Source organism: Nocardia wallacei (assembly GCF_014466955.1).
In the GTDB taxonomy this organism is placed as follows: Bacteria; Actinomycetota; Actinomycetes; order Mycobacteriales; family Mycobacteriaceae; genus Nocardia; species Nocardia wallacei.
This window is the reverse complement of sequence record NZ_AP023396.1, coordinates 2,118,762-2,136,548: the sequence shown is the minus strand read 5'-3', so window position 1 is coordinate 2,136,548 and position 17,787 is coordinate 2,118,762. Positions and strand designations below refer to the sequence as shown.

Here is a 17,787-nt window from a genome sequence, read left to right as displayed (position 1 = left end):
CGGGCGGACTATTCGCTGTCGAGTCCGGCCCGACACCGACTCTGGCATACTCTCGGCACTCTCGAGGGAATGCTCAGTCGCCCAACGGGATTCGCTTCCGGAGGAGGTTGTCAATTCAGGACCGTGGTCAGGTCGAGGCGGGCCAGGCGAGTGCGGTCGGAGAGGATGTCGATCGCGGTGATGCGGTCGTTGGCGACGGTGAAGCCGATGACGGAGAACGGGGCGCCTTCGAGAGTGTTGACCAGTCCCGTACCGCCGTTGACCACTGCCGGGTGGGTAGTGCAGAGGGTGGCCATGCGCTGGAACGTTTCCGCTTGCCCGGCCACGGCGGCCGCGCCGCGGATCACGCGCATGGCATCGCCGGCGTCGGCGCGCAGCACCACGTCGGGGTCGAGGAGTCGCAGGAGTTCGTCGAAGTCGCCGCCGCGGGCGGCGGCGAGGAAGGCATCCACGACACGGCGTTGACGGGGCAGATCGGGATCGGGTCCCGGTGTCATACCCTGAACGCGGCGGCGCGCTTGGCTGGCCAGCTTCTTCGCGGTCTGTGGAGTGCGGTCGACGATGGGGGCGATCTGCTCGTAGGGCATGGCGAACATGTCGTGCAGGACGAAGGCGAGTCGTTCGGCCGGGCTCAGCGAGTCCAGCACCACCAGCAGCGCCAGCCCCACCGAATCGGCGAGCAGCGCCTCATGTTCCGGGTCCGGTGTGCTTTCGCTGACGATCACCGGGTCCGGCAGATGCTCGGTCTCGAGGGGCTCTTCGTGACGGGTCTTGCGGGTGCGCAACATATCCAGGCAGATCCGGCCCACCACGGTGGTCAGCCAGCCGCCGAGGTTGCCGACGTCACCGGTATCGGTGCGGGCCAGCCGCAGCCACGCTTCCTGCACGGCATCGTCGGCGTCGGTGAGCGAGCCGAGTATCCGGTAGGCGACCGCCCGCAGATGGGTGCGGTGCTCTTCGAATCGGTCGGCCAGGTACTGCTCATCGTGCACGGGGTCCTCCTCGGTTTCGTCCCGTACCGATGACGAACGGGCGACGGGAAACGTGACCCTAACCGTTTCCGGCGACCTACTCCCTGCGCGGCCCCCGCGTTGATCTGCTGCTTTCGGCGCTGCGGTCACGTTTACTCACCGCCGTCCGTCAGTGCGCCAGAAGACGAATCGCGGCGAACGTCGGAGCGGAAGACCTCCCGCCGCGTGAGCCACCTCGGCAGCAATCGAAGGGAACAGCACAGTGGAAGCGATCGAAGTACACGGCACCGTCGCCGACGGATACGAGCAGGTGCGCGCCGAGTTCGCCGCCGTCGTCGCCGAAGAGAACGGGGAATCGGGTGCGCAGCTGGCCGCGTTCGTGCGGGGCCGGAAGGTGGTGGACCTGTGGGCCGGACGCGCGGTGTCCGGCACCACCCTGACGGGTTTGCATTCCACGAGCAAGGGCGCGGCCGGGCTGGTGGTGGCGCTGCTGTTGCAGGACGGGGTCCTCGATGTCGACCGGCCGGTGGCCCACTACTGGCCACGGTTCGCCACAGCGGGCAAGGATCGCATCACCGTGCGTGACGTGCTGGTACACAGATCCGGGGTAGTAGGGGTCGACGGTGGTTTCACCGTCGACGAACTCGCCGACGAACGGGTTGTCGCCGAACGATTGGTGGGCCAGCGGCCCTTCTTCGAACCGCGGTCGACGCACGGCTACGGCGGGTTCGTCACCTACGCCATCATCGGCGAGGTGGTGCGCGCGGTCACCGGCAGCACCATCCAGGAGCACTTCGAGCGCCGGATCCGCGCACCGTACGGACTCGATGTGTACCTGGGCCTGCCTGCCGAACTCGATCACCGCTATCTGCCGATCCTGCCCTGGCGGGCCACGCCGGAGATGGAAGCGGCCTTCGCCGCGAACTCACCCAACCCGCACGGGATCGCGGGTATCTCCTACAACCTCAACGCCCGCGGTTTCACCGCCCTCGACGTCATGGCCCTGCCCAACAACACGAAACTGCGTCGCCTGGGCCAGGGCTCGGCCGGCGGCGTCGGTAGTGCGCACGGCGTGGCAGCGATGTACGCGGCAGCCACCACCGGCATCGACGACCGGGAACCGCTGCTGTCCCTGGAAACCATCGCCACCATTTCCGCGATCCATTCTCCCGGTCCGGATCTGGTGCGCGGGGATCGCGCCGCCTACACGCTGGGTTTCGAAGCCAAATCCCTGCTGTATCCCTTCCTGGGCGCACACGCCTTCGGGCACACCGGCTCCGCGGGCTCCGACGGATTCGCCGACCCGCACAGCGGCCTGACCTACGGCTACACCCGCCGCCGCGCTGCCTTCGCCTTCAACGCCCCCGAGAACGCCCGGCTCGCCGCCGCCTTGCACCGCGCCGCGACCGCCACCGGTCTCGCGACCGCCGCCTGACCCTTCGGCGACCACCCCCTCTCACTGTCAGGAGCGACACAACCATGTCCACTCGCACCGCCACGATGCTCACCCGCGGCCTCGAACTCGCCCGCTGTGTCCCCGTCACCGCTGTACTCGCCGAAACCGCCGTCGGCGCCTACTGGGATCTGGCCCGGATCTCCTACGTCCGCGACTCCTTCGACCACCTCGGCTATCCCCTCTACTTCGCCACCATCCTCGGCGTCGCGAAAACCGCCGCGCTCGCCGCGATCCTGACCCCCGGCCATCCCCGGACGAAGGAATGGGCCTACGCCGGGCTGGTCTTCGTCTACGGCGGCGCCGCCACCTCCCACATGGCGGCCGGTGACGGTCCCGACAAATGGGCGATGCCCCTGTTCTTCGCCGCGGCCACCTTCGCCGCCCGCGCCTGGCTGCCACAAGGCGGATCCACCACCGCCGCACTGCGCGCCCTCGGCACCACCGCTCGCCCCCAGACCGCCTGACCTGCCAGTTCACCACAACAGATAAGGAAGCACCACCATGCACGCCAACATCACCACCCCGCGGCGCGACGGCTCCCGGCTGCCCAACCCGCAGCAACTCGTCCCCGAACTCGGCGAGATCGGCGCCGCGCTGTTCAAAGCCACCGGCAACGGGACGATTCCCCGGACCACCATCGGCCTCGTCCAACTGCGGGCCGGCCAGCTCGTCGGCAGCACCTACCTGGCGATCCTGCACGCCGGGAACCTGCGCAGTGCCGGAGAAACCGAGGAGCGGATCGCCGCGGTCGCGACCTGGCGCGACGCCCCCTACTTCACCGACGCCGAACGCGCCGCGCTCGCCCTGGTGGAAGCGGTTCTGCAACCGGCAGCACACGGTGAGCGGGTCCCCGAGGAGCTCTACGCCCTCGCCGCCGAGCACTACGACGACAAGGCCCTCGCCACCCTCGCCCTCGCCATCGGGCAGGTGAACTTCTTCGTCCCGCTGGCACTGATCGGACAGCCGCTGCCCGGCCGGACCCCGGCCGAACAATGGACCCCCGTCTCGGCCTGACCCGCCACATCTTTGATGCGGGTCCGGGCGCAGCGCCCGGACCCGCATCGTCCTGCTCTCATCGATACCTTCTTGTTGAAGTCGAAACGCTTGCCGCACAGGCGATTCCGACACCTGCATCGTGGGGCGCCCGCCTGCCCGCTACGAAATTCGCGCGGTGAGGATGGCGGCGAAGGTGGCCAGGGCGAGGACGGCGGTCATGACTGTGGCCAGGGGTGCTGGGCCGTGGGTACCGAACAGGCCCACCAAGGGAGAGCTAGCGGCGCCGAGGAGAAATTGCCCGCCGCCGAGGAGCGCCGAGGTGGCGCCCGGAGCGGTGCGGCCGCGTTGCTGGGCGATGGTGACCACGGCGGGAAAGAAGACGCCGAACGCGGTCAGTGCGACGAACAGACAACCCCAGGTCACGGCCATCGGGCTCCCGGTGGTGACGGCGACGAGGACCAGCAGCGCGGATCCGGTCGCGGCGACGGCGGCACCGGCGATGAGCAGCGTTTCCGGCGATCGGCGTTTCACCAGTCGCCCGTAGGCGAGACTGCCGAGCATGTTGCCGATCGCGTTGACGCCATAGACGAGGCTCGCCGCGGCCGGGCCGAGATGATAGAAGTCCTGGAAGACGAAAGTAGTCCCGGCGATGTAGGCGAAAACCGCTGCGCCACCGAACGACAACGCCAGCACGGGCGCCAGGACGGCACGGCGGGTGATCAGGGCGGCGATCGCGCGTAGTCCCCCGGTGACGCCACCGGACAGCCGGGCCCGCGGCGGATGTGATTCCGGGATCCATCGCCGGACACCGACGGCCAGGAGCAGACCGAAGGCGGCGAGTACACCGAAGACGCCGCGCCAGGACAGGGCGAGCAACAGGGCTCCGCCGACCAGGGGCGCGAGAACCGGTGCGGCGGCAGTGATCGCGCCGAGGCGGGAGTACACGGCAGCGATATCGTGGTCGTCGAACAGGTCGGCGACCACGGCGCGGGCGACGACGATACCGGCCGCGCCGCCCACCCCCTGCCCGAACCGCGCCACGTCGAAGACCGCGATGCCCGGCGCCAGCGCGCACACCACGGAGCAGACGGCGAAACCGGCGGTGCCCGCCAGCAGGACGGGACGCCGCCCGATGGCGTCGCTGAGTGGTCCGAGAAGCAGTTGGCCGAGGATGATCCCGGCGAGGAAACCGGTCAGCGACAGCTGCGCGCCCGACGTGTCGGTGCCCAGCGAGACGGCCAGGTCCGGCAGGCCGGGCACGTACATGTCGGTGGCCAGTGGCGCCGCGCCGCTGAGTCCGGCCAGCACCAGAAGTAGACGAATTCTGCGCTCCGCCAGCGGTTTCGGCTGTGCGGCCGGTGCGCGATGGCTGGTCACAGCGCGGGTGCCGCACCGTCGTCACGCGGTGAGACCGCGGGGTCGCCGGTGTTATCGGCATCGGCGAGTTCGCGCAGTAGTCCGGCGGCGATGGCCAGCACCCCGCGCTCGGCGTCGCTGAGGGTGTGCCGCAGCGCGGCGGCCAGCCAGGCGTTGCCGTCGCGCACATGCTCGCGCAACGCCGCGCGTCCCGCCTCGGTGATCACGATGTCCTGCTGTCTGGCGTCGATGTCGCTGCGGGAACGGCGAATTCGGCCGTGGTCATCGAGTTCGTTGAGGACGCGGGTCAGCGATTGCACCTGCAGCCCCTCGATCGCGGCGAGCTTCGATGCCGTCAACGGGCCGCTGTGCGCGAGATTCGCCAGTACCGAGGCCGCCATCCGAGTCAACGGCCGTCCGCTGCCCGGCTGCTCCGCGCGCAGTCGTGACGACAGCCGCGACACCGCCCAGCGCACCGACTCCGCCAATCGCAGATCGTCTTCCCGCACATTGTCAGCACTCATATTTACAAGCTAATGCTTACTACTTTAGTTCGTCAACACGTATTATGCCGAGAATAGACATGTGAACGCTTAGTAATTCAGTACAGCAAACCAGCGCCTTGCGTCGAGTCGAACGGGCAGGACGCCGCAGATGCGGTGGAAGTTCGGTCACGCCAGGTTCTGCCGCGGGGTTGCGCCGCATCACCTCACATTCGGCGGGGCTGCCCCGTCGGAAGGGTGTAAGCATTCGCAACCACCGGGAGCCTGTCATGGAAGCTCGCATGAATTTGTTCGACAACCCTGTTACGGCCAAGTCGTTGAAGTACCTCGTCTCGGCGGGTGCGGCGCTCGGAGAGTCGGCGCTGCCGCGGTCCACGCAGGAGCTGGTGCGGTTGCGTGCCAGCCAGATCAACGGCTGTGGGGCGTGCGTGGACATCCACACCAAGGAGGCCGCGCACGCCGGGGAGACCGAGGTGCGTCTGCACCTGGTCGCGGTCTGGCGGGAGGCCACGGTGTTCACCGCCGCCGAGCGCGCGGCCTTGGCGCTGGCCGAGGCGGGCACGCGCCTCGCCGACTCCACCGTCGGGGTGAGCGACGAAGTGTGGGCGAACGCCGCCGAACACTACGACGAGGAACAGCTCGGAGCTCTGGTGGCGCTGATCGCCAATATCAACGCCTTCAACCGGCTCAACGTCATCACCCGCCAGCACGGTGGCAGCTACCGCGCCGGGCAGTACGTCGTCTAGCAGCGCGCCCGCTCACCAGAAAAGGAGCCCCGTGCACCTTCGAATTCTCACGATCAACGTCCAGAACCGGGAGGGCGATCCCCGGCGGCTCGGCCTGCTGAATCAGCAGTTGCGCCGTCTCGCCCCCGATGTCGTCGCGTTGCAGGAAGTCGTCGACGCCGGTCATCTCGCCGAGTTGCTGGAGGGCACCGGGCTGCACGGCACCCATCAGTCCGAGGCGATGGCCTACACCCCGCCGTACGCGGATCGCTACGGCGGCAACGCGATCGCCTCGCGCCTGCCGCACCGGGTCGTGGAGGTCCTCGACCTGCGCCTGGCCGGTGCGGCGGATGTGCCCTGGTGCACGCTGGCGGCCAAGGTCTCGCTGCCGGGCGAGGGCGAGGTGCTGTTCATCTCCGCCACCGCGGCGTGGCGACTGGATGCCGAGGCCGTGCGTGAGCGGCAGGCCGTGGCGCTCGGCGATCTCGATGCCCGGCACCGCACCGAGCTGCCGACGATCATCGCGGGCGATTTCAATGCCGGGCCCGAGGCCGCCAGTATCCGTTATCTCACCGGCCGCCAATCACTTTCGGGACGCAGCGTGCACTACCACGACGCCTGGGAGGTCGCCGGGGCGGGACCGGGGCACACCTGGAGCGCCGACAACGCCAATGCCGCGGACCTGTTCGATCGGATCGTGCGCCAGCCCGGTCATCGCCGCCGACTCGACTACGTGTTCACCGGTTCGTGGCACGCGCATCCACACGCCCGCTGCGAGATTCGTTCCGCGGCATTGGCTTTCGATCGCCCCGTCGACGGCGTTCACCCCAGTGACCATTACGGCGTCGTCGTCGATGTCGACATCGGCAAGGACGGATGACACCGCCGCACGTCAGACCTGAAAGCCTCGAACTACAGGCGGTCGCGGAGCTTGGTGAGGAGTTCGGAGGCGCCCGAACCGGCGTCGCCGAACTTCACCGTGAGCTGCCGCGGTTTCCCTTCGAGTTCGAGTACTGCTTCACCGTGTAGCACGAGTTGCTTTCCGGCAGGGTCGCTACCGCCGTCGATGGAGTTGATACCGATCGCTTTGATGTCGGCTGTCCGGCGATACCAGCTGAGGAAGATGGACGGGCGCCGCCGCCCGGCGTTGCTCTCGCGGGTTCCCGTCCAATTCGGCTCGTTGTAGGCGGCCGTCACGTAGATCAGCCCGGCCGGAACCAGCCACAGCCCGACCCAGGTGGTCTCCCGGCCCTCGGATGTGTACCAGACGTGACTCGCCTCGATGTCGTTTCCGCCCGCCAGCGCCGCGAGCGCGTACACGACATCGGACGGCGCCGTGCCGGCGTATGGCCCACCAGACTTCGTGAGGTCGGCGAATCGTCGGAATTCGTCCATATCGAGTCTCACTCCCGCGAACCTACTGCCCGCGCACGCCCGACGCACCCGGCTGCAGTCGTCGTTGCCGGCCGCACCGGAGCGTCGGGTTGCCGTGAGCACCACCTTTACGGCATCTTTACTGGCGGTGTGCCGGGAAGTCTGGTCGGCGAACGTTGCCCGAGACCTCGGGCAACGCGGGTCCGACGCTGGGAGCGGCCGATGGTGATCACCGAAATGATCTTGACGGTTTTCGTTCGGGCGATCATCACCGGCGCTGTCGTATCCTGCGGGTGTGCACGCATCGCAGATGGCCGAGGAATATCCGGTGGTCACCATGGACACCGACGCGCTGGACGCCGCCCGGCTGCTGGCCGAGCACCGGCTGCCCGGCATCCTGGTCACCACGGCCGACGGGCGGCCGGAGGCGGTGCTACCGGCCTCGCAGGTCGTGCGGTTCCTCGTACCGCGGTATGTGCAGGACGATCCATCGCTGGCCGGGGTGATCGACGAATCGACCTGCGACCGGATGGTGACGAAGCTTCGGGGCAAGAAGGTCCGCGACGTCATTCCCGAACGGTTGATCAAGGTGCCCGCGGCCGCAGCCGACGACACCATCATCGAGGTCGCGGCCACCATGTCGCAGTACCGCAGCCCACTGGTCGCGGTCATGAAGGACGCCGAACTGATCGGGGTCGTCACCGCCTCGCGCCTGTTGGCGGCGACGCTGCACAACCACTGACCGCACCCGGCGGGCGGGACGCGCGGTGAGTGTCGTCCTGGCGATCGCCGTTTTCGTCGTCGCCTACGCGCTGATCGCCACCGAGCGAATCCACAAGACGACCGCCGCGCTCGGCGGCGCGGCGATCGTGCTGGCGTTCGGGGTCGTCGACTCGGCCGACAGTTTCTTCTCCCACGAGACCGGTATCGACTGGGACGTCATATTCCTGCTGCTCGGGATGATGATCATCGTCGGTATCCTGCGGCAGACCGGTGTTTTCGAGTTCACCGCCATCTGGGCGGCCAAGCGCGCCAAGGGTTCTCCGCTGCGGGTCATGATCCTGCTGACCCTCATCACGGCGGTGGCGTCGGCGTTCCTCGACAATGTGACCACCGTGCTGCTCATCGCACCGGTGACGCTGCTGGTATGCGATCGACTCGAGATCAACCCCTCGCCGTTCCTGATCGCCGAGGTCCTCGCCTCCAATATCGGCGGCGCCGCCACTCTCATCGGCGACCCGCCCAACATCATCATCGGTAGTCGCGCGGGGTTGACGTTCAACGACTTCCTCGTCCACATGACGCCGCTCGTGCTGGTGGAGTTGGTGGTGTTCACGCTGGTGTTGCCGTGGCTGTTCCGCGGCAGCTTCACCGTCGATCCCGACCGCGCCGCGGATATCATGACGCTGAACGAACGCGAAGCCATTCGTGACCGTGGGCTGCTGATCAAATGCGCGCTCGTGCTGGCCGCGGTGTTCGCCGGATTCATCGGGCACTCGCTGTTCCACATCGACCCGTCGGTGGTCGCGCTGCTCGGCGCCGGGGTTCTCGTGCTGATTTCCGGAGTGCCGCAACAGGAGTTCCTGTCCGCCGTCGAGTGGGACACGCTGCTGTTCTTCGCCGGACTGTTCGTCATGATCGGCGCGCTGGTGAAAACCGGTGTCATCGAGAATCTTTCGCGGCACGCGGTCGATGCCACCGGCGGCAACGCGCTGGTGGCGACCATGCTCATCCTCGTCGTGTCCGCGGTGCTGTCCGGAGTCATCGACAACATTCCCTATGTCGCCACGATGAGCCCGCTGGTGGCCGAGCTGGCCGGTGGCATGGAAGGACACGGTCACTCGCTGTGGTGGGCGCTGGCCGCGGGCGCGGACTTCGGCGGGAACCTCACCGCCGTCGGCGCCAGCGCGAACGTGGTGATGCTCGGTATCGCCAAACGCGCCGACACCCCGATCTCGTTCTGGGAGTTCACCCGCAAGGGCGCCATCGTCACGGGGATCACCATCGCCATCGCCGCCCCCTACCTGTGGCTGCGCTACTTCGCACTCGGCTGATCGGGCCCAGCCTCGATCGCACCACGAATGCCGCTCCGCCGGCACCGACCGGAAGGCCCCGCAGTGACCGAAACCCTCGATCGGACAAGACCTCCCGCGCTCCTCGTGCGTACCCCCGCCGAGCTGACCCACCTGCGAGCGGCCGATCCGGATGCCGTCGCTCGCGGGTTCGCCGCGCGCCGCCGCCGTCCGCTGGTGCGGTGAGCACGATGCACAGCAGGTTCTACATTCCGGCGGGCAGCGCCGCCGCGCCGTACACCGTGTCGGTCACCCGGGAGTCCGCCGGATGGAACCATTGCAGCCTGCACGTCGCGGATGTGACCGCGCGGCAACCTCTTCGGGCGCACAGCGGCGCGGAGGAGATCGTGGTGGTGCCGCTCGCCGGGTCGTTCCGGGTGTCCTGCGGCGGCGAGTCGCACGAATTGTCCGGCCGGAGCAGTATTTTCGACGGCCCCACCGATTTCGCGTATGTCGGCCGGGACAGCGCGTACACCGTCACCGGCACCGGCCGGGTCGCCCTCGGTGGCGCGGTGGCCCGGCGGTCGCTGCCGTTCCGATATGCCCCTGCCGCGGGTGTCGCGGTGGAGTTGCGCGGCGCGGGCAGCGCCAGCCGCCAGGTGCACAATTTCGCGATGGCCGACACGTTCGAGGCCGACGCCATCCTGGCCTGCGAGGTGCTCACACCGGGCGGCAACTGGTCGTCGTATCCCGCGCACAAACACGACGAGTACTCCGACCGCGAGACACCGCTGGAGGAGATCTACTACTTCGAATTCGCTTCCGGCGCGGGCGATTCGCCCGGTTTCGGCTACCACCGTGTATACGGCACGGCGGAGCGCCCCATCGATGTCCTGGAGGAGGTCCGCGGCGGCGACGTGGTGCTGGTCCCACACGGCTACCACGGCCCGTCCATCGCCGCCCCCGGCCACCACATGTACTACCTGAACATCATGTCGGGCCCCGAACGCGCCTGGCGCAGCTGCGACGACCCGGCCCATGCGTGGCTCCGTGAAACCTGGCGGGACATGCCTATCGACTCCAGACTCCCCCTGGGCAACACGAACCCACCGCACTAGGCGAGCCCGAACCCGGCCGCACCGGCAACGAATTCCGGCGCCGACTCGGCGGCCGGTGGTCACAATGAGCCGGTATCCGGAGGGTGATCCTCACCGGCTCGGTGCCGAGTTACCGTGCGGGAGCGAGGGTTTCGGCCGGTTCGTCCGGCACGATGTCGCGGGTGGGGCCGGTGCCGACCGCGGTCGCATGGGCGTCGATGTCGAGGGTTTCGCGGCCCCGGATCGCGCGCTCGCAACGCCGGGCCAGCTCGTGACGGTCGGCGCCGGGCCGCTCGAGGGGCAGCAGGACGATCTCGGCGACGACGCCCTTGGACCGCAGTACGCGGCGGGCGGAATCGATGAAGGTGTCCAGTCCGACGAAACCCGGCACCGTCGACAGTTCACCGTCGCGGTCGAGGTACCGCACCCGGATCGGCTGCACGGGCGCGCCGGAGTCCAGCGCCGCCTGGAACAGTGCGGGCCGCAGGCGGCCGTGCGCCCGGCCGCACCAGGTGGTGCCCTCGGGGAACATGCCGACCCGCTCCCCCGCCGCCAGCCGCCGCGATATCGCCGCGATCACCTCGGGCAACTGCCGCAGGCGTTCCCGCTCGATCGGAATCACCCGCATCAGGCGAGCGAGCTTGCCCAGCACGGGCCATTCGATGAGGTCGGCCCGCGCCACGAAGCCCATCGGCTGCACCGCCGCCAGCGCCAGCACATCGGTCCACCCGATATGACCGGCGACCACGAGCAGCCCCTCATCGGCTACCCGTGGCCCGCCGCCGGCCGCGCGCCGCCCCTCCGGCTCCCCACCGCGCTGATCGACGACCCGTAAATCTATTCCGCAGCACCGCAATACCGTGCGGGCATAGCGCTTGTGCAACCCGGTGCGCCGACCGCGCGGCGTGGCCAGATTGATCACCGGGAAACCGGCCAGCAGGACGATCAAGCCTGCCACCCGCACCGCCACCCGCACCGTCCCGACCGCGGCGGGAACATCCACGCAGCGGGGCCCGCATGGGCTCGACGGCATCCAGGCATGGGACGGCGCCGCCGGGGGACACGACAGCGCGGAGGTTCCGGGCGCAATCAGAGCGGGCATCTATCTCACCGTTCGTCGAAGGTGTTCGCGGCGCTCTGTAGGCGGTCCAGGTAGCGCCGGTTGATGGTTTCCAGGCCCAGCAGCGCCACGAAATCCGCGACGCCGAAGTCCGGATCGTGCGCGGGTTCGCCGCAGATCTCCGCACCCAGCCGGAGGTAGCCGCGCAACAGCGGCGGAAGTTTCGGGCGGGCGGGCGCCGCCAGTTCGTCGAGCGGGCGGCCGTCCACGACCACCGGGCGGTAGGGCCGCACCCGCCGGGCCGGATCGCCGCCGTGTTTGCGCAGCAACAGATCCCGCACGCCTCGCACGTTGACACCGGCCGGATCGCCGGGGCTGTCCTGCATCGGCACCGACACGCAGCCCATCACCCAGTCGTAACCGGTGAGCTGGATGTAGTGCAGGATGCCCGCCCACATGAGTGTCAGCGTGGAACCGTTGCGGTGTTCGGGGACCACGCAGGCGCGTCCCATCTCCACGATCCGCCGCCCCTCGGGATCCATTGCGGCCAGGTCGAATTCGGTGGCGGTGTAGTACCCGCCCGCCGTGGCGACCTGATGCGGAGGCAACATCCGGTAGCAGCCGACGAACTCGTCGGTGCGATCGTCGCGCACCAGCAGGTGGTCGCAGTGTTCGTCGAAGCGATCGGCGTCCAGGCCGTCGGCGCTCTCGGGAATGTGGAATCCGGGCTCGGCGGCGAAGACGCGGTAGCGCAGTCGCTGTGCCGCCCGGCGGTGCTCCGCGTCGGAGGACACGACCAGCGAGTACCGTGGCCGCTCCACCCCGGTGTCCGTCGTGCGGGTCGGCGCTGTCAGCACGGACATTGTTGTCATGTCCCGATGAAGCCAGTCCGAATCAGCGTCGCGGCTACCATCGCGTGTCCGGCCGATGCCAGTCCGGTGAACGAGACGCCAGTCACACGCGCCGTTCACCGTCCCGATGCGTCGGGTTCGCCCAGTTTGCCTGCTGCACAACTGGACCGCCCACCTACCTGGGACCGCACCACTTACCTAGGCCCACACCATTCCGCTATCACCACACCGTTCCCCGGCGCTATCGCCTGCACCGCTCCCCGGCACTACCACCTACACCGCTCCCCGGCGCTACCACCTACACCGCTCCCCGGCGCTACCACCTACACCGCTCCCCGGCACTGCCACCTACACCGCTCCCCGGCACTGCCACCTACACCGCTACCCCGACGCGCAGCGGCGGGGTCACGCGTTCTCGCGGGCGAAGCTGCGGGCGCAGCGCGCCTCGCGCAGCAGGTCGCCGAAGACCTTCTCGCCCTCGGCGGTCAGCCGATAGGTCGTGCGTTCGGGCCGGGCGCCGTCCTGCCCGACACCCTCGACGGCGATCGACCCGTCGCGCTGCATGGTCTTCATCGCGCCGTACACCGAACCCTGTTCGAGGTTGGCCCATTCGTCGGCATGCCAGGACAGCAGTTCGCGTCGCACGTCGTAACCGTGCACGGGTTGCATCATGCGCACGACAGCCGGCACCTGCATGCGCGTCGCCGGAACGGCCATGCCGAAATTCTGCCCTCGGCACCGGCGGTACCCGGCCGGTCCACCGCCGACGGAGAGGATCAGTACGGGTTGTTCGGATCCCGTTCCGGCAGTGGACGTTCCACGACCACCGGGCGGCCCAGCGGGTTGCGGACGCGGCGCTTGGCGCCCTGGTAGACCTGGATGGTCTCGGCGGCGACGACGTCCCAGGCGAAGTCGGCGGTGAGGCGGGCGCGGGCGGCGTGCGCGCGGGCCTGGGCGGTGGGCGGGTCGTCGAGGACCGCGCAGACCGCGTCGACGAGACCGTTCACATCGGCGGGGGCGAAGGAGGCGCCGGTGACACCGTCGATGACGAGTTCACCCAGACCGCCCGCGTTCGAGGTGACCAGCGGCGTGCCCGCGGCGGCGGCCTCGAGGGCCACGATCCCGAACGGCTCGTAGCGGCTGGGCAGCACGATGGCGTCGGCGCCGTGCAGCCAGCCCAGCAGTTCGGTGTGATCCAGGCGCCCGGTGAAGTTCACCGCCCGCGCCACCCGATGGGCGCGGGCGCGCTCGCGCAGCCATTCGAACTGGGTGCCGACACCGGCGATGGTGAGCGTGGTGCCCGGATGCGCCCGGCGGATGCGCGGCAGCGCGGCGATCGCGTCCTGCACACCCTTCTCGTACTCGAGCCGCCCGACATACAGCAGTTTCGGCGGCCCCGAGCGCGGGGCGCGCTCGCGAAAACTCCACGCGCCCACGTCGATTCCGTTGCGGATCACCGTCACCGGCGACAAATCCGGACCGTAGAGCCGCTCCACCTCGTCCTGCATCGACGCCGAGCAGGTGATGAGCGCGTCGGAGTCACGGGCCAGCCACCACTCCACCGAATGCACCTGCCGGTTCACCCGGCCGGACACCCAGCCGCTGTGCCGGCCGGCCTCGGTGGCGTGGATGGTCGACACCAGCGGCACGTCGTAGTGCTCGGCCAGCGCGATCGCCGGATGCGCGACCAGCCAGTCGTGCGCGTGCACCACATCCGGGGTCCAGCCCTCGGCGATGCCCGGCTTGCTCAGCGCGATCCCGGCCCGCACCATCGCGTGGCCCATCGCCAGCGTCCACGCCAGCATGTCCTCGCCGAAGTCGAAACACGGCGGGTCCTCGGCGGCCGCGACCACCAGCACCCGGTCCTCGATGAAGGTGTAGGTGGGGTGGGTCGAGGAGTCGGTCCCCATCGGGCGGCGCGCCAGCACCACGACCTCGTGCCCGGCGGAGGCCAGCTCGGTGGCGAGGTGATGCACGTGCCGGCCCAGCCCGCCGACCACCACCGGCGGGTACTCCCACGACACCATCAGAATCTTCATGCGGGTCCTTCTGTATCGGACGCGGCGAGCCGGCGCGCGTCGAGCGCCGGGAACAAACCGTCGGCCGCGTACCATCCTGCCGCCAACTGCCGGGCTTTGGCGAGTTGTCCGGCGGCGACCGCGGCCGCGATCTCGCGAACGGCGTGCGCGTGCTGATGCGCGCGGTCGCGGGCGTAACCGGCCGCGGAGTCCTTGCTGACCATGAACGCCCAATCGCTGGACACGGTCAGCACCGCCTCGCGAAGCAACTGGTCGGCCACCGGATCGCGCAGGCTGTGGCCCTGCGACCGCACCTTGTCCATCGTGTCCAGGGTCAGCCGGACGATATCGGCGTTCAGCTCCACCAGATCCCGCACCTGGTCTCCGGCCCACACCCGCCAGTCCTTGCCGGAACCCCACGACGAGTCCGCCAGCCGCACCGGCTCGCCGACGAAACCCCGCGCCCGCGCGTCGGCCAGCGTCCCGACGGTGACCCCGGCCTCGGGCAGCGCGCGCAGCACCTGCTCGAGCCACTGCGGACCCTCGTGCCACCAGTGCCCGAACAATTCGGTGTCGAAGGCGGCCACCACCAGCGCGGGGCGGCCGATCCGCGCGGATTCGGCGAGCAATCGCTCCCGCACGGTGCGCACGAAGTCCTCGACGTCGGTGCGGATCGCCGCGTCGGCCAGCTCCGGGTCGTAGGGCGCCTTGTCCGGGCCAGCGACCTGCTTACCGGTGACCCGGCTCGGCTTGAGACCGGTGGCGTGGTCGTAGTGGTGGAAGTCCCGGTAGGCGGTGTGGCCCGGGTATCCGGATTTCGGCGACCACACCCGGTAGCTGACCTGCAGGTCACGCCCGAACGCGAGCACGTCCGAATCCCACACCGGCCGGCCCAGCGTGGTGTCGCCGCGCAGCGCGGGCCCGTCGACCATGAAATGCGTCACACCCGCCGCCGCGTACCCGCTCTCCATACCGGGCGTGAAACCGCATTCCGGCGCCCAGATGCCCGACGGGGTGTGGCCCCAGCGGTGCCGGGCGTCGGACAGGCCCTCGGTCAGCTCGAAGGCGCGCAGCCGCGGATCCAGCAGCGGCTGGAACGGATGGGCCAGCGGGCCGCCGAGCAGTTCGATGGTCCCGGCGTCGATCAGTTCGCGCCAGACCGGCGAGCCGCCGTGCCGCCAGCGCTGCTCGAAATCGGCGAGCGCCGCCGCGGCCAGCCGGTGCTCGTGCGCGCCGAGGGCGATATTGCCCGCCATCGCCGCCTCGTCGGCGCGCAGCTGCCAGTTGCCCAGCCAGTGGTGCATGCCCGCCAGGCTGTGCGGGTCGTCGAGCTGCGCCGCCAGCACCGGCGTGATACCGAAACTCAGCAGATGCGAACGCCCTTCGGCGGCAAGGGTTCTCAGTACCCGGGCGAGGGGCAGATAGGACGCCGCCCAGGACTGGTACAGCCACTCCTCGCCGACCGGCCAGCGGCCGTGATGGGCCAGCCACGGCAGATGGGAGTGCAGGACCAGGGTGAACTGACCGGGTACTGCGGTCAAGGCTTCACCGCGACGGCGACCAGGTCGAGGCTCGCGTCGATATCCTCGGCCGTCAGTTCGAAGTCATCGATCCGCACAGCGGCGACGTCGGCGGCCAACTCGGCGGGCCACGGCTCCCCGGCCAGCGCCCGCTGGATCTGCGCGTCGATCAGCGACCCACCCCACTTGACATCCAGTTCGGCCAGTGCGGGACCGTGGTGCACGCCGGTCATCACCTCGACCCGGAAACCCGCGCCCACCAACAACTCCGAGAGTTCGGCGGCGTTCAGTTCGCGGGTGTGGAAGGGATTGAGCGGGGTGTCGCGCCCCGGCGAGAAGGTGATCCGGTTCGGCGTGCTGATCAGCAGTTCACCGCCCGGACGCAGCACTCGCGAGCATTCGCGCAGGAATTGCGCCTGATCCCAGAGATGTTCGATGACCTGGAAATTGACCACCACATCGACCGACTCGTCGTCGAAGGGCAGCTCGGCGAGGTTGCCCTGGATCATCTCCACCCGCGGATAGGCCGCGCGCACGTGCTCGACCGCGCTCACGTCGTAGTCCAGCCCGATCACCCGGGTGGCCACCCCGGCAATCATGTTGGCGCCGTAGCCTTCTCCCGACCCGGCCTCCAGTACGGTGCGGCCGGCGCAGCGCTCCAGCAGGCGCGCGTACACGATCTCGTGGCGGCGGAACCAGTAGTTCTCCTCCGCGACTCCCGGCACCGTCCGCTCACCGGTCAGAGGTAGCGGGTCCACCGCGGCGGACTCCCCGTTCGCCGGGGAGAAAACGGCCTCACTCATTCGACCGACGTTAGCGGTTGCCTCTATCACACCCGCGCTCGGAGTAGTGATGGAGAACATCACACCCTAAGTTACCCACGAGTAACTTAACGTAGGGTAATGTCCCGCACGAAGACTTTTCGTGGACGTACGGCCACCCCGATCGTGCGACCCCACCTCACGTGCCACCAGAACAGGAGGTCGACGAAGACCAATGCCGAACATCGTCGTACTGATCAAGCAGGTTCCCGACACCTGGTCCGAGCGCAAGCTGACCGACGGTGACTACACCCTCGACCGTGAGGCCGCCGACGCGATCCTGGACGAGATCAACGAGCGCGCCGTCGAAGAGGCCTTGCTGATCAAGGAAGCCCAGGGCGGCGAGGTCACCGTCCTGGCCATGGGACCCGAACGCGCGACCGAGGCCATCCGCAAGGCGCTGTCCATGGGCGCCGACAAGGCCATCCACGTCAAGGACGACGCCATCCACGGCTCCGACGCCGTGCAGACCGCGTGGGTGCTGGCGGGTGCGCTGGGCCAGATCGAGGGCGTCGAACTGGTCATCGCCGGCAACGAGGCCACCGACGGCCGCTCCGGTGCGGTGCCGGCCATCATCGCCGAGTACCTGGGCATTCCCCAGCTCACCCACCTGCGGAAGCTGAGCGTCGACGGGGAGAAGATCTCCGGCGAGCGCGAGACCGACGAGGGCGTGTTCAAGCTCGAGGCCAGCCTCCCGGCCATCGTCTCGGTCACCGAGAAGATCAACGAGCCGCGCTTCCCGTCCTTCAAGGGCATCATGGCCGCGAAGAAGAAGGAAGTGCAGACCTTCACCCTGGCCGATCTGGGCATCGACCCGTCGACCGTCGGTGTGGGCAACGCGGGTTCCGTCGTCACCGCTGTCACCCCGAAGCCGCCGCGCACGGCGGGCGAGAAGATCGTCGACGAGGGCGAGGGCGGCAACCAGATCGCCCAGTACCTGGTCGGCCAGAAGGTCATCTGATCCGCGCCCGTACGCTGCGCCGGCTTTCGACCGCCGGACGAGAATCTCGATACTAGGAGAAGAGAA

The 17,787-nt window shown here is 68.9% G+C and carries 19 protein-coding genes; 9 read left to right on the top strand and 10 right to left on the bottom strand.

From position 1 onward, the window contains the following. Nucleotides 1-110: 110 nt before the first annotated feature. Nucleotides 111-992 (bottom strand): sigma-70 family RNA polymerase sigma factor, encoded by an 882-nt coding sequence (locus NWFMUON74_RS09650; protein WP_187687490.1) that lies wholly within the window; start codon nucleotides 990-992, stop codon nucleotides 111-113. A 241-nt stretch (nucleotides 993-1,233) separates the two neighbouring features. On the opposite strand from NWFMUON74_RS09650, the gene NWFMUON74_RS09645 reads away from it, so the two are divergent. The 3 genes from NWFMUON74_RS09645 to NWFMUON74_RS09635 are packed head-to-tail and all read left to right on the top strand — an operon-like array spanning nucleotide 1,234 to nucleotide 3,441. Beyond that, the gene (locus tag NWFMUON74_RS09645; RefSeq protein WP_187687489.1) at nucleotides 1,234-2,406 is read left to right on the top strand and encodes a serine hydrolase domain-containing protein; all 1,173 of its coding nucleotides are present in this window, start codon (nucleotides 1,234-1,236) and stop codon (nucleotides 2,404-2,406) included. A 44-nt stretch (nucleotides 2,407-2,450) separates the two neighbouring features. Next, complete coding sequence (locus NWFMUON74_RS09640) at nucleotides 2,451-2,891, top strand: DoxX family protein (protein WP_187687488.1); 441 nt, start codon at nucleotides 2,451-2,453, stop codon at nucleotides 2,889-2,891. Nucleotides 2,892-2,928: 37 nt separating this feature from the next. Next, a complete protein-coding gene (locus NWFMUON74_RS09635; RefSeq protein ID WP_187687487.1) occupies nucleotides 2,929-3,441 on the top strand; it encodes a carboxymuconolactone decarboxylase family protein in 513 nt (170 codons plus the stop codon). Nucleotides 3,442-3,582: 141 nt separating this feature from the next. Here the strand turns inward: NWFMUON74_RS09635 and NWFMUON74_RS09630 are convergent, their stop codons facing one another. Together NWFMUON74_RS09630 and NWFMUON74_RS09625 are read right to left on the bottom strand one after the other, a co-directional pair. After that, a complete protein-coding gene (locus tag NWFMUON74_RS09630; RefSeq protein ID WP_187687486.1) occupies nucleotides 3,583-4,800 on the bottom strand; it encodes a multidrug effflux MFS transporter in 1,218 nt (405 codons plus the stop codon). Continuing rightward, nucleotides 4,797-5,303: a MarR family winged helix-turn-helix transcriptional regulator gene (locus NWFMUON74_RS09625; RefSeq protein WP_187687485.1), complete on the bottom strand. Its 507-nt coding sequence runs from the start codon at nucleotides 5,301-5,303 to the stop codon at nucleotides 4,797-4,799. The genes NWFMUON74_RS09630 and NWFMUON74_RS09625 overlap by 4 nt, the downstream gene beginning before the upstream one ends. Nucleotides 5,304-5,551: 248 nt before the next feature. On the opposite strand from NWFMUON74_RS09625, the gene NWFMUON74_RS09620 reads away from it, so the two are divergent. Both NWFMUON74_RS09620 and NWFMUON74_RS09615 read left to right on the top strand, forming a co-directional pair. Next, nucleotides 5,552-6,028, top strand: coding sequence for a carboxymuconolactone decarboxylase family protein (locus NWFMUON74_RS09620; RefSeq protein WP_187687484.1), 477 nt, complete (start codon nucleotides 5,552-5,554; stop codon nucleotides 6,026-6,028). 31 nt (nucleotides 6,029-6,059) lie between these two features. Beyond that, nucleotides 6,060-6,887 carry an endonuclease/exonuclease/phosphatase family protein gene (locus tag NWFMUON74_RS09615; protein WP_187687483.1) on the top strand — a complete coding sequence of 276 codons (828 nt, stop codon included), beginning with the start codon at nucleotides 6,060-6,062 and terminating at the stop codon, nucleotides 6,885-6,887. Nucleotides 6,888-6,919: 32 nt separating this feature from the next. Here the strand turns inward: NWFMUON74_RS09615 and NWFMUON74_RS09610 are convergent, their stop codons facing one another. Then, on the bottom strand, nucleotides 6,920-7,402 hold the full coding sequence (locus NWFMUON74_RS09610; protein ID WP_187687482.1) for a hypothetical protein: 483 nt from the start codon (nucleotides 7,400-7,402) through the stop codon (nucleotides 6,920-6,922). Nucleotides 7,403-7,676: 274 nt separating this feature from the next. Between NWFMUON74_RS09610 and NWFMUON74_RS09605 the strand changes: the two genes are divergently transcribed. The 3 genes from NWFMUON74_RS09605 (at nucleotide 7,677) to iolB (ending at nucleotide 10,511) form a co-directional block, all read left to right on the top strand. Further along, nucleotides 7,677-8,123 carry a CBS domain-containing protein gene (locus NWFMUON74_RS09605; protein WP_187687481.1) on the top strand — a complete coding sequence of 149 codons (447 nt, stop codon included), beginning with the start codon at nucleotides 7,677-7,679 and terminating at the stop codon, nucleotides 8,121-8,123. Nucleotides 8,124-8,148: 25 nt separating this feature from the next. Next, a complete protein-coding gene (locus tag NWFMUON74_RS09600; RefSeq protein WP_187687480.1) occupies nucleotides 8,149-9,435 on the top strand; it encodes an ArsB/NhaD family transporter in 1,287 nt (428 codons plus the stop codon). 209 nt (nucleotides 9,436-9,644) lie between these two features. Next, on the top strand, nucleotides 9,645-10,511 hold the full coding sequence (iolB, locus tag NWFMUON74_RS09595) for a 5-deoxy-glucuronate isomerase (protein ID WP_187689041.1): 867 nt from the start codon (nucleotides 9,645-9,647) through the stop codon (nucleotides 10,509-10,511). Between the two features lie 109 nt (nucleotides 10,512-10,620). On the opposite strand, the gene NWFMUON74_RS09590 is transcribed toward iolB, so the two are convergent. The 6 genes from NWFMUON74_RS09590 to NWFMUON74_RS09565 all read right to left on the bottom strand — a co-directional run bounded on the left by NWFMUON74_RS09590 (nucleotide 10,621) and on the right by NWFMUON74_RS09565 (nucleotide 16,742). Next, complete coding sequence (locus NWFMUON74_RS09590) at nucleotides 10,621-11,592, bottom strand: lysophospholipid acyltransferase family protein (protein ID WP_232110933.1); 972 nt, start codon at nucleotides 11,590-11,592, stop codon at nucleotides 10,621-10,623. A gap of 5 nt (nucleotides 11,593-11,597) precedes the next feature. After that, nucleotides 11,598-12,422 carry a GNAT family N-acetyltransferase gene (locus NWFMUON74_RS09585; protein ID WP_187687478.1) on the bottom strand — a complete coding sequence of 275 codons (825 nt, stop codon included), beginning with the start codon at nucleotides 12,420-12,422 and terminating at the stop codon, nucleotides 11,598-11,600. A 384-nt stretch (nucleotides 12,423-12,806) separates the two neighbouring features. Further along, entirely contained in the window at nucleotides 12,807-13,118 is a 312-nt protein-coding gene (locus NWFMUON74_RS09580; RefSeq protein ID WP_187687477.1) for a PadR family transcriptional regulator, read from the bottom strand. Between the two features lie 59 nt (nucleotides 13,119-13,177). Then, complete coding sequence (locus NWFMUON74_RS09575) at nucleotides 13,178-14,440, bottom strand: glycosyltransferase family 4 protein (protein ID WP_187687476.1); 1,263 nt, start codon at nucleotides 14,438-14,440, stop codon at nucleotides 13,178-13,180. Continuing rightward, entirely contained in the window at nucleotides 14,437-15,960 is a 1,524-nt protein-coding gene (locus tag NWFMUON74_RS09570; RefSeq protein ID WP_187687475.1) for a 1,4-alpha-glucan branching protein domain-containing protein, read from the bottom strand. Before NWFMUON74_RS09570 ends, NWFMUON74_RS09575 begins: the two co-directional genes overlap by 4 nt. Next, nucleotides 15,957-16,742, bottom strand: a complete 786-nt coding sequence (locus tag NWFMUON74_RS09565) for a class I SAM-dependent methyltransferase (protein ID WP_187687474.1) — start codon at nucleotides 16,740-16,742, stop codon at nucleotides 15,957-15,959. Before NWFMUON74_RS09565 ends, NWFMUON74_RS09570 begins: the two co-directional genes overlap by 4 nt. Before the next feature lie 193 nt (nucleotides 16,743-16,935). Here NWFMUON74_RS09565 and NWFMUON74_RS09560 point away from each other — a divergent pair, with 193 nt between their 5' ends. Further along, entirely contained in the window at nucleotides 16,936-17,721 is a 786-nt protein-coding gene (locus tag NWFMUON74_RS09560; protein ID WP_187687473.1) for an electron transfer flavoprotein subunit beta/FixA family protein, read from the top strand. The last annotated feature ends 66 nt before the right edge of the window (nucleotides 17,722-17,787 follow it).